12 protein-coding genes and 1 pseudogene are annotated in these 10,585 nt (G+C 35.5%); 8 read left to right on the forward strand and 5 right to left on the reverse strand.

Features of this window, described 5'->3' with window-relative positions; all coding sequences use genetic code 11:
* The first annotated feature begins 636 nt into the window (after positions 1-636).
* A complete protein-coding gene (locus ACEN31_RS09985; protein WP_138403808.1) occupies positions 637-1,275 on the forward strand; it encodes an ATP-binding cassette domain-containing protein in 639 nt (212 codons plus the stop codon).
* A gap of 113 nt (positions 1,276-1,388) precedes the next feature.
* On the opposite strand, the gene ACEN31_RS09990 is transcribed toward ACEN31_RS09985, so the two are convergent.
* The 5 genes from ACEN31_RS09990 to ACEN31_RS10010 all read right to left on the reverse strand — a co-directional run bounded on the left by ACEN31_RS09990 (position 1,389) and on the right by ACEN31_RS10010 (position 5,960).
* A complete protein-coding gene (locus tag ACEN31_RS09990) occupies positions 1,389-2,531 on the reverse strand; it encodes a bifunctional metallophosphatase/5'-nucleotidase (protein ID WP_407109322.1) in 1,143 nt (380 codons plus the stop codon).
* A gap of 14 nt (positions 2,532-2,545) precedes the next feature.
* Positions 2,546-3,322, reverse strand: coding sequence for a phosphonate ABC transporter, permease protein PhnE (phnE, locus tag ACEN31_RS09995; RefSeq protein WP_407109323.1), 777 nt, complete (start codon positions 3,320-3,322; stop codon positions 2,546-2,548).
* Positions 3,322-4,101: a phosphonate ABC transporter, permease protein PhnE gene (phnE, locus tag ACEN31_RS10000; protein WP_138403811.1), complete on the reverse strand. Its 780-nt coding sequence runs from the start codon at positions 4,099-4,101 to the stop codon at positions 3,322-3,324. Before phnE (ACEN31_RS10000) ends, phnE (ACEN31_RS09995) begins: the two co-directional genes overlap by 1 nt.
* A gap of 14 nt (positions 4,102-4,115) precedes the next feature.
* Complete coding sequence (phnC, locus tag ACEN31_RS10005) at positions 4,116-4,946, reverse strand: phosphonate ABC transporter ATP-binding protein (protein ID WP_407109324.1); 831 nt, start codon at positions 4,944-4,946, stop codon at positions 4,116-4,118.
* 96 nt (positions 4,947-5,042) lie between these two features.
* Positions 5,043-5,960 (reverse strand): phosphate/phosphite/phosphonate ABC transporter substrate-binding protein, encoded by a 918-nt coding sequence (locus ACEN31_RS10010; RefSeq protein ID WP_407109325.1) that lies wholly within the window; start codon positions 5,958-5,960, stop codon positions 5,043-5,045.
* A 209-nt stretch (positions 5,961-6,169) separates the two neighbouring features.
* Between ACEN31_RS10010 and ACEN31_RS10015 the strand changes: the two genes are divergently transcribed.
* From ACEN31_RS10015 to ACEN31_RS10045, 7 genes and pseudogenes are all read left to right on the forward strand, one after another.
* Positions 6,170-6,913: a sugar phosphate isomerase/epimerase family protein gene (locus ACEN31_RS10015; protein WP_407109326.1), complete on the forward strand. Its 744-nt coding sequence runs from the start codon at positions 6,170-6,172 to the stop codon at positions 6,911-6,913.
* 386 nt (positions 6,914-7,299) lie between these two features.
* Positions 7,300-7,575: a hypothetical protein gene (locus ACEN31_RS10020; RefSeq protein ID WP_407109327.1), complete on the forward strand. Its 276-nt coding sequence runs from the start codon at positions 7,300-7,302 to the stop codon at positions 7,573-7,575.
* 9 nt (positions 7,576-7,584) lie between these two features.
* Positions 7,585-7,725, forward strand: a complete 141-nt coding sequence (locus ACEN31_RS10025; RefSeq protein WP_171031253.1) for a hypothetical protein — start codon at positions 7,585-7,587, stop codon at positions 7,723-7,725.
* A 117-nt stretch (positions 7,726-7,842) separates the two neighbouring features.
* Positions 7,843-7,944 (forward strand): DNA/RNA helicase domain-containing protein, encoded by a 102-nt coding sequence (locus ACEN31_RS10030; protein WP_407109328.1) that lies wholly within the window; start codon positions 7,843-7,845, stop codon positions 7,942-7,944.
* Position 7,945: 1 nt separating this feature from the next.
* Positions 7,946-8,184: pseudogene (locus ACEN31_RS10035) on the forward strand (ATP-binding cassette domain-containing protein); the annotation flags it as partial.
* Between the two features lie 196 nt (positions 8,185-8,380).
* The gene (istA, locus tag ACEN31_RS10040; RefSeq protein WP_138405602.1) at positions 8,381-9,937 is read left to right on the forward strand and encodes an IS21 family transposase; all 1,557 of its coding nucleotides are present in this window, start codon (positions 8,381-8,383) and stop codon (positions 9,935-9,937) included.
* Positions 9,927-10,490 carry an ATP-binding protein gene (locus ACEN31_RS10045; RefSeq protein WP_407109329.1) on the forward strand — a complete coding sequence of 188 codons (564 nt, stop codon included), beginning with the start codon at positions 9,927-9,929 and terminating at the stop codon, positions 10,488-10,490. The genes istA and ACEN31_RS10045 overlap by 11 nt, the downstream gene beginning before the upstream one ends.
* The last annotated feature ends 95 nt before the right edge of the window (positions 10,491-10,585 follow it).

Here is a 10,585-nt window from a genome sequence, read left to right on the forward strand (position 1 = left end):
GTTCTTTCATGGTAAGATGTGTGTAGGCCATTTGTGGTCACTCTCCTAATTTTCGTGGTTGGAAATTTATTTTGAGTGTACCACAAATGGTTTATTTATTTTTCTAGCTTAATTTTACAATTCAAGATATATAATAAATATTATGCTTAGTTATATTATTATTTCGCTTTCATATATTACTTTTCATTCTAATGACTGGGGAAAGTTGATAGGATCACTTAATTATTATCCAGATATTATTAATCAATACGAAATTGCTATAAATATTCCTTCGACATTAATGGTTAATTACACACCCCTGCAACTTTTTATAATGACTGTAATAATGATGATTTTAATATTCTTCTTTTCAGGATTAATGTTGATGCTATTCAATATAATTAGACCAGGACTTGGACTGGTATTATACTCTGTATTCATATTCTTATATCTGGCAATCAGACACTTTAATAAATTTTATGGCTTTTATATTTCTGTCTTTTCTTGGATTTCTTTGTCAAATATTTCGACATCTCAACTTGACGGATACCCTACACTGAGCTTTGCCATAACAATTTTAGTTGTAGGAATAATAATAATGATTACTGCAATTTATTATATTGCTTATAACGACAAATTAAGGAGAAAACTAATTTTATGGAACAACTAATAGTTAAGAATGTGAGTCAGAAATTTAAAGATAAAGAGTTATTTTCAGATGTTAATTTAGAACTTTCCTCCGGACATATATATGGGTTAGTTGGGGATAATGGTAGCGGAAAAACAATTTTAATGAAATCGATTCTAGGTCTTATACCATTAAATACCGGTGAAATATGGATGGATTCCGATAGAATTGGAAAAGACATTGAATTCTCTTTAAACACTGGTTTTTTAATCGAGATACCTTCTTTTATTCTAGATTATAATCAATATCAGAACTTAAAATTACTCTCAGATATAAATGGGAAGATTGAAAAACAAGGTATTCTTAATGCGATAGAATCTGTTGGCTTAGATCCAAATAATAAAGAGAAAGTTAGAAACTTTTCTTTAGGAATGAAGCAGAGGCTAGGTGTGGCACAAGCAATTATGGAAAATCCAGAATTACTGATTTTAGATGAGCCCATGAATAGCCTTGATAAAAGCGGTGTTATTTTAATTAGGGAACTTATTATGAGTTTAAAGCAAGAAGGTAGAATAATTTTAATAACATCACATAATTCAGAAGATATTGATTACTTATGTGATTATGTCTTTGAAATAAAAGAGGGAAGTATTCAACAATCATTTTAATCTACATTTATATTACGAGGGCAAAGGACTCCATTTTGTATTGTACATAATCATTTAATAAAGATAATAAAAGAAGCCAGTACTGATGTGAGCATATCAGTACTGGCTACTTATTAATACGCTTGATATTTAACAATTTCATCAAACAAGGGAATTAAATACTGCTCTCGAATACGATAATCAGGTAATATTCCTGGTGAAGCTATGACGTTATAATTTTTAGAAGTATCAATGATACCTTCTAAATCCAAGTGATCCGCCAATTCTTCTCCTGATAAATAATAACGACTTAATGGGAAAGGACCTTGAGTATCAGCGATTAAATCATCTAAGGTTTGAGCTGTATAATTTAAAAAATGAAAGTCAGCTGGAAAATTTTCCGTAATATATTCAGCCACTTTTGCTAAATCCACTGGTGTTTCTATCCAATCTTCATAATCAGAGCGGGTATCAAAAGACATCTTCTGAGCATTCAGTTGAATGATTTTATTATCTACAATTGTCACTGAGTTTTCGTCAGCAAAGCTAAATTCTTGATAACCAGCCACTTTACCTTGTGTACCAGGTTGAATCAATGCAATATTACTTGGGTGGATACCAACATTTACAAAATGTTGATGGCCACAAATTAAACTATTGATATCTGGAAATTGTTCCATAAGCTGATACGCTTCATCTTCTCGAGAAGGATAAGTCCAAAGGTCTCCGGTCGACGGATGATTCGTTAATCCGCCATGATAAGCAACAATAATAAGATCAGACTCTTGTTTAACTTGGGAGATTAAACTATTCAATTCATTAATCGGTGGTTTAACCACCACATCTAATACTGACGAATGTGTAGCTAATTGACTGCATGCACCAGTAAGAAGTCCTATGACAGCAATCTTTACACCGTTAATCGACTTGATTGTATAGGGTTTAAATATTAACTGACCTTGATTATCATATAAATTAGCACATACATATTCAGCATCAAGTTTACTCACTTGCTTAAGCAGCCATTCTAAACCAAAATCTAAATCATGATTACCTGGAATCATAATATCATAACCTATCTCATTAGCTAATTCTACTAAAGGAGTGTATTGACTTTGGCTGTAGCCATAAGTAGCTAAAGGACTACCAATAAGAAAGTCTCCATTATCGATGAGTAAGCTTGCTTTTAAATCTTCCCTCACTTGTTTAAGGTTCGCTAGGCCCTCATCAACATATCCATGTACATCCGTTGTTGCGAGTATCGATACGTTCTTCATTACTCCACCACTTTCTAGCGTAATTTTTTACGAATTGCAGTACTGATTAAATCAATCAATACGACAACTACTATAATCCCAATTAATATAATACTAACACGTGCCCAATTACGTTGTTGTAGGGCAAATATAATGGGTGCACCGATACCTCCGGCACCCACTAATCCAAGTGTCGTGGCGCTTCGAACATTGATTTCAAAGTGGTTGAGAATATGAGAAGCTGCGATTGGTACGACTTGTGGCAGTCTTGCATATTGAAAGGACTGCATATTCGTCGAACCAGCAGCTACAACCGCTTCAACAGGAGTTTCGTCTACTCGGTCTAATTCTTCACTCACTAATTTACCAAGCATACCAATTAATTGAACACCTAAAGCCAATGCTCCAGCAAATGGACCTGGTCCAACTACTCTTACGAATAGGATAGCATAGATTAAAGCTGGAATTGAGCGGAGTAAATTCAATAATCCTCGACTCAACGTTGGAATTATTTGGAATCGCCCCCAAATAGACTTGGCACTCAGTAAGATAAATGGTAGAGATAGAACCGATCCTAAAATGGTTCCATAAAAAGCAATCACAACGGTTTCAAACATTAGATGGATTAAATCTTCGCTTGAGCCATCATATACATAGCTTATATCTGGTTGCAGTAAACTAATAAAGATATTCCAAACATGATTAAACTGTAAGTTAACAATATTTGAGTAGTCTAAACGTATGAATGAGTAAACGACCAGGAGAACAAGGATAATCAGTAGACTATAATTAATCAGTTTCTTTTTAGTCATTAGATAACCTCCCGTCGAATATATTCACTAATCCAATTTGTTGCTGACACTAAAACTAGAATAATAATGATGATTAAACTCACTCGACCAAACTGCATAAAGCTTAAAGCAGTATTTAACATCACACCAATACCTCCAGCACCAACGTAACCCAAGACAACAGAAGCACGTATATTCACTTCAAAGGCATACAAGGCGTATGCATAGACACTTTGTGATACTTGGGGCCAAATAGAGTTCACGGCGATTTGGAAACGCGTTGCACCAATAGATTCATCTGCTTCAATCGGTCCATCATCAATGGTTTCAATATTTGCAAAAATCAATTGTGACACCATCCCAAATGTAAACACCGCAATCGTTAAGACCCCTGTTAATTCACCTATACCAATAATCGCAACAAATAAAGCGGCTAAAAGTAAGTTGGGTACCGTTCGGATGAGACTAAAGAATGAACGGAAGATATAAGTAATAATATAGTTTCGTGTGACAATATAAGTGCCTAAAAAGGCTGCAGGAATCGCAAAGACAACGCCTAAGAATGTCCCTGAAACTGACATTAATATAGTCTCAATCATCGGTTCAACCAACTGATTAATGTAACTCCACTCAGGTTGTAAGAACCCCTGAAGAAAAATCGTTGCTTGTCGGTGATTCTCCATCACTTCAGTCCAATCAGCATCAATGACTGTTCCAGCACCTAAAAAGAGAATAATAATCAAGAATGTTAAGCCCATGTGTTTGAATAAATTATCATGAATGGTTTGTTTTAATTTCATGTTCGACCTCCATTCTATATGTTTGTTTCTTCTTGAATTTCTTGTTGAACGTCGCTTTCAATACGTGCCTCTATTGCTTCTTGACGAGCTTCTTTTTCAGTTTCAAAGATAGCTTTACCATAGATTTCACTAAGTTTAGCATCGGTAGCTTCTGAAGCGGGTCCATCAAAGACAATCTCGCCGTCTCGCATCCCAATAATACGTGAAGCATATTTACGAGCTAAGGGCACTGAGTGGATATTAATAATGATTGTGCGATTTGCTTCTTCGTTTAAGCGCTTGAAGTCATTCATGACTGTTTCAGACGTAACAGGATCTAAGGCAGATACAGGTTCATCTGCTAGAATTAGTTCAGCTTCTTGGACAATTGTTCTAGCGATGGATACACGTTGTTGTTGCCCTCCACTTAAGGAATCGCTACGAACTTTTAGTTTATCAGCTAACCCGACTTTTTCTAAAGCTTTCTCAGTTCGATCATAATCTTCTTTAGAGAAGAGACCAAGTAGAGTTTGCCAGTTATTGTAGTAGCCCAATCTACCTGAAATAACATTCTTTTGAACGGTATTTTTACGTACTAAGTTAAATTGTTGGAAAATCATGCCGATATTCCTGCGCATCTTACGTAAATCTTTTGCATTGGCTTGTGTGATGGATTCTCCATTAATAGAGATATCACCTTGAGTAATGTTGTTTAACCGATTTAAACTCCGCAGTAAAGTGCTTTTACCTGCTCCGCTTAAACCAATAATACAAACAAATTCTCCGTTATCAATCGTCAGATTAATATCGTTTAAACCTACGACGCCATTGTCGAATACTTTTGATACATTTTTGAATTCTATCATTGAATACCTCCGTTATAGTAAGTCATTAAAAAAAAGCCACCTTTCAACGATAACATCACGCGTGAAAGGTAGCCATCATAAATGTAAGGTTTAAAATTATTGAGCAGCAATCTCAGTGTATTCTGAGATTTGGTCATATACTGACTCATCTACTTCTGTATAGCCTTCGTGACTCCATAATGACATGATTTCAAGTCCTTCTTCTGAATCTGCCATTGTTAAGAATGCTTCTTTGATTGCTTCGCGTAATTCTTCATCCATATCTGGTTGAACAGCGATAGCGTCATTAGGAATTTCACCGTCAGTTAAATAAAGAACTTTTAATTCTTCCATTAAGTCGTTATCTGGGAAAGCACCACCGAATACAACACGCGCACCTTCGAATACGAATGCTGCATCTTGTTGACCGTTTAATACGGCTGTAATTTCACTTGGAATGTCATTAACTGTTGTTAAAGTCACATCACTTGTTACATCAATACCAGCTTCAATCATCTCTGCTACAGGATAGATATAACCTGATGCTGAATTAGGGCTTAATGTTGCGATTTTTTTACCAACTAAGTCAGTTAATTCTTCCATGTCACTATCAGCATGAACTAAAATTTCACCTTGGAATGAACCAGTCGTCTCACCTTCAACTGGTAAACCTGTTTCATCATCGAAGGCCCCTAATACAGATGTTAAGATTGCTTCAGCCGAGCCTAAGTCACGCGCTTGAACATAAGCAGCAGGTGGCATAATACCTAAGTCTACTTGACCCGATGCCATCGCTTGAACAATCGTCGTATAATCAGTTGCTAAGGTAACATTCACTTCACGACCTAATTGCTCCGATAAGAAATCAGCAAGAGGTTGTGCACGAGCTTCCATTGAACCATCGTTATTTGTCGGAACAAATTGTACTTCTAAAGCTTCTTCTTGAGCAACAGCAGCTTGGTTAGGTTGGACGGCACCAACTAAGCCACCTAATACTAAACTACTTAACAAAAGCGTTTTGATTTTCTTAAACATTGTATGAATCTCTCCCATTCTATTAATCTGTATTGATTATACGTTATAATTGTAAAGATTGTGTAAATTATATATATTATTTTGGTAAAGAGAGCAAAATTGTTCGCAATTTTACTATCAATGATATAAAAGTTTCAAGCTTTCCAAAAAAATGGTAACACTTACAAAATATTTATTATAATTTATTCAATTAAAGGGAGATACATCATATGGAAGATAAAAATTTAGTTCTGAATACATATGTATTCGAAGAACTCATGAAACAAGGGCAATTTCAGATTGAATGGTTAGAAAAAATCAAAGACTTGGGGATTCAAACAGTTGAGATTCGTCGTGAGTATTTACGTGATAGAAAAGAATTAGCCGAATTAAAAGGAAAAGCAACAGAATTGGATATGACTTTGTATTATGCAGTACCTGATGTCTTATTCCCTGGCGTATTAATGAGCAAAGAAACTTTGCGTCAATACTTTGAAGAATACAGCTCATTAGGAGCTAAACAATTCAAAAACGTTGCAGGTTATGATGAAGATATAAATGATGTGGATATAGAAATACTTAAATCTTTAATGACAGAATATGGTATTTTACACCTGACATTAGAGAACGATCAAGAAGATTACTCAACCTCTGAGAAGATAAAAGGGATTCTTGATAAACTAAAAGACGCCGGTATTAACGCTGGAATGACTTTTGATACAGGAAACTTCTTAGCAACAGGCCAGTCCCCATTAGAAAGTGCGAAAGCATTAAAAGATGATGTCACGTTCATTCATATGAAAAACATTAAAGCCGATACTAAAGAAATGACTCTGATTGATGAAGAGGATATCAGTATGCTCGAACTATTAGCTGTATTTTCAGAAGAAGTCAATCGGGCAATTGAATACCCATGTGGCGGTAATCCATTTGAGACGGAAAAAGGCGAAATCGAGAAATTAAAAAAGAAATAGTCAGAATTAAATAGTACTTTAAAACTGCAATTAATGGAATAATTGCAGTTATTTTTGTTAGAAAAACCAAATAAACATGAAAAAATTAAAATAAAACATCCGATGACTCGGATGAAAAAGAGTAAATTTTTATTAAAGATTTTCACAAATATATATGTAAATACTTAATTTAAAAAGGATGCTATTGTGAAAAATATCAAAAATTAATAATATAAAATAAGTTTCCTTATAAGAAAATGTGAGTCTTTAAAACTAAATATAAAGAGCTATTTATTTCATTTATCAGTTGAAAGTGCTCTTGTTTCCTATTATAAGCTCTTTAAAGGTTTCGGATTGCATTATTCACTTTCTAAAAAAGAAAGTTAAAAGTGAGCTATCCAAAGCAAATGGTTAGAAAAAATAGTTTATTAGAAGAAGACATGGAAATGGAACAAGTTAACTTAGGTATTATTGGATACGGACAACAAGGTGGATTCTATGGAAGTTTAGTCACTGAAGGTAAAGTTGACAAAATGGCAGTGGTGGCGGTTACAGATATTGATGAGGCTAAAGACGAGAAAATCAAAGCAGACTTTCCAAACACTAAAATTTATCGTCACTATAAAGAGATGGTTAATAGTGGATACGGTGACGCAGTATTGAAAGAGATACCACATTACTAACACCCTGAAATGGCGATTTATGCTTTGGAAAATGGTTTACACGTATTAAACGAAAAGTCAGCAGGTGTATATACAGAACAGGTTAAAAAATTAAACGAAGTTGCAGAGTCTAAAAAAGATGAATTTTCTTATGCAATTATGTTCAATTAACGTAATAACCCGCTTTATCAAAAAATAAAAGCGATTGTAGAGAACGGTGAAATCGGAAATATTCGTCGGACGAATTGGATCATTACAATATAGTGGAGACCACAAGCATATTACGATTTGAGAAAGCAAGCGGACATTGTCTTAGTAGATGAAGCTCATCTTCTATTATCAAACAGGGATGCCTTCAATAACTTTAATTATCAAAATCACCTTGAATAAATTAAGTGGGGGTGAGGCAACACGGGTGGCTATGGCAGAGATGTTTGTCAAAGCAAGTAATGTATTGATTCTAGATGAGCCAACTAATTTTATCGATGTTTTACGATTGAAGCTTTAGAAAGCTTTATCCAGAAGTATTCAGGTACGGTTATTTTTACATCTCATGATAAGGAATTTGTGAGCCGAGTCGCTGATCCAGTGTATCAAATAGATGAAGAAAAGCTCATACATCTTCCTTAAATGAGATTCCAGTGACTAAAAGAGTGACTACCGCCAGCGAAATGTACCAGCGTTGCAAAGTTTTGTACCACCCTTTGCCATGAAATGTACCAGTCATTGCCAACCTGTTTACCACTTATTAACTTCTGTATAATTAATGTGCATGCCTACGGCATTTAAGCCTAAAGCATGACATTTATTATATGGAGGTTTTTTTATGTTCCAATATAGGAAAGTATTGGAGATGAGGTCTGATGGTTTTTCTCTTCGAAGTATTCGTGCAGCTACTGGTCACTCAAGACAAAAAATAACGGAAGTCATTCGACTTGCGGAAAAAAAGGAGGTGACACTGCCGTTAACAGATGAGATGACAGATAAATGGCTAGAAGAGTTTTTGTATCCTGAAAAAACGATGGAAGGATCAGGTTACCGACCGATTGACTTTGAATACATTCACAAAGAGTTGGGAAAGAAGAATGTCACTTTAACACTGCTTCATCATGAATATGAAGTGCAGTGTCGAGCAGAAAACGCTATTCCCTATGCCTATCGCAGTTTCATTCGTCATTATAGAAAATATGCAGAAAAACATAAGGCAACGATGCGAATCAAACGAAAGCCAGGAGAAATTTTAGAAGTCGACTGGGCTGGATCTACCGGCACTTTAATTGACCGAGATACTGGTGAGAAGGTGAAAGTCTATGTATTCGTAGCGACATTTCCTAGTAGTCAATTGTCCTACGTTGAAGGTTTTTTATCAATGAACTTAACGTCTTGGATCACAGCCCATAGACATGCTTACGACTATTTTGGGGGTGTGAGTGAAGTTCTAGTCCCTGACAACTTAAAAACAGGGGTTCAGGAAAATACGCGAAAGCAATTAGTACTAAACCCTACTTATAAAGATATGGCGAATCATTACGGCACATTCGTGATGCCAGCTCGAGTAAAATATCCAAAGGATAAAGCTTCAGTAGAAGGGTCTGTACGCACAATCTCGACTTGGATTATCGCTGCCATGAGGCACACTCAATGCTTCACTTTAAAGGAATGGAATGACGTTGCCAAAGAAAAATTAGAAGAGTTCAATCATCGTGATTTTACGAAGCGTGAAGGTTCCAGATGGTCAGCATTTTTAGAAGAAGAGAAATCGTACCTTTCTCCTCTCCCACCAACACCTTATCAGATGTCTGAATGGTTAACCGCCAAAGTTCAACCAGACTATCATATCTCTGTTAAAAGTCAGTTTTATTCTGTTCCTTATGAATATATCAGTCAACAGGTAGATGTGAGAGTTACAGATCATCTTATTGAAGTATTCTACAATCATTTGAGAATCGCTTCTCATTCACGATTATATGGGAAATATGGCAGGCAGTCCACTAACCGAGATCATATGCCAGAGAACCATAAATTATATACGGATCAAACCCCACAAAATGCCATTGCATGGGCAAAAGATATTGGACGATCTACCTTACAAGTGGTCGAATTAATTCTAAAAAACGCTGCCGTTGAACGACAAGGTGTTCAGTCCATTTTCACTCTTAAGAAAGTGTTACGCAAACACACAAAGTATGAATTGGAAAAAGCCTGCCAGACGGTACTGGACGTCACAGAAAGACCGACGGTCTCTCTTGTTAAAACAGCCCTTAAAAATAACCAGAAGCAGATAAAAGAAGAACAAATGAAGAAAGCAGTAGATAAATTAACTCAGAACCATGGATTCACCCGTGGGGCTAGCTACTATGGAGGACGTTTAAATGATGAATGAAGATACGATAACAAAGTTGATTGAAATGAAAATGAGTGGCATGGCAGAGGCCTATAAGCAACAGGCACAAAACAAGCAATATAACGATTTGGGCTTCGAAGATCGCTTTAAGCTTTTAGTAGACAGCGAACATTCTCGTCGCAAAAGTAATAAGCTTCAACGCTTAATAAGGCAAGCTGCATTCGAAGTTCCTTCAGCATCAATTGAGGAGATTCAATATTTCGAAGACCGACGGTTACCAAAAGAAGAGATCTTACGCTTAGCTTCTGGGTTGTACTTAGAAAATAAGAATAACATCATTCTAATGGGAGCAACTGGGGCTGGGAAAACCTACTTAGCCTGTGCCTTTGGTATAGCTGCTTGTCGTCAATTTTATAAAGTACAGTATGTTCGCCTACCTGAACTTCTAGATGAGTTTAAAATAGCAAAAAATCAACCAGATGACAGCTATAAGAAATTAATGCGTAAGTATACGAAGAAAGAACTACTCATTATTGATGAGTTATGGAAAGCTTCTCATAATTCATCTTATGAAAAGTTAAATATTATGTAAAGTAAGGCGCTGAAACTCTAATTTCAACGCCTTTTGAAGTAAGTTTCTTTTCATAATAAAGAGTCTTAATTCTCATATTTTTAACTCTAAATAAA

Source organism: Ruoffia sp. FAM 26255 (genome assembly GCF_045528525.1).
Classification (GTDB): Bacteria; Bacillota; Bacilli; order Lactobacillales; family Aerococcaceae; genus Ruoffia; species Ruoffia tabacinasalis.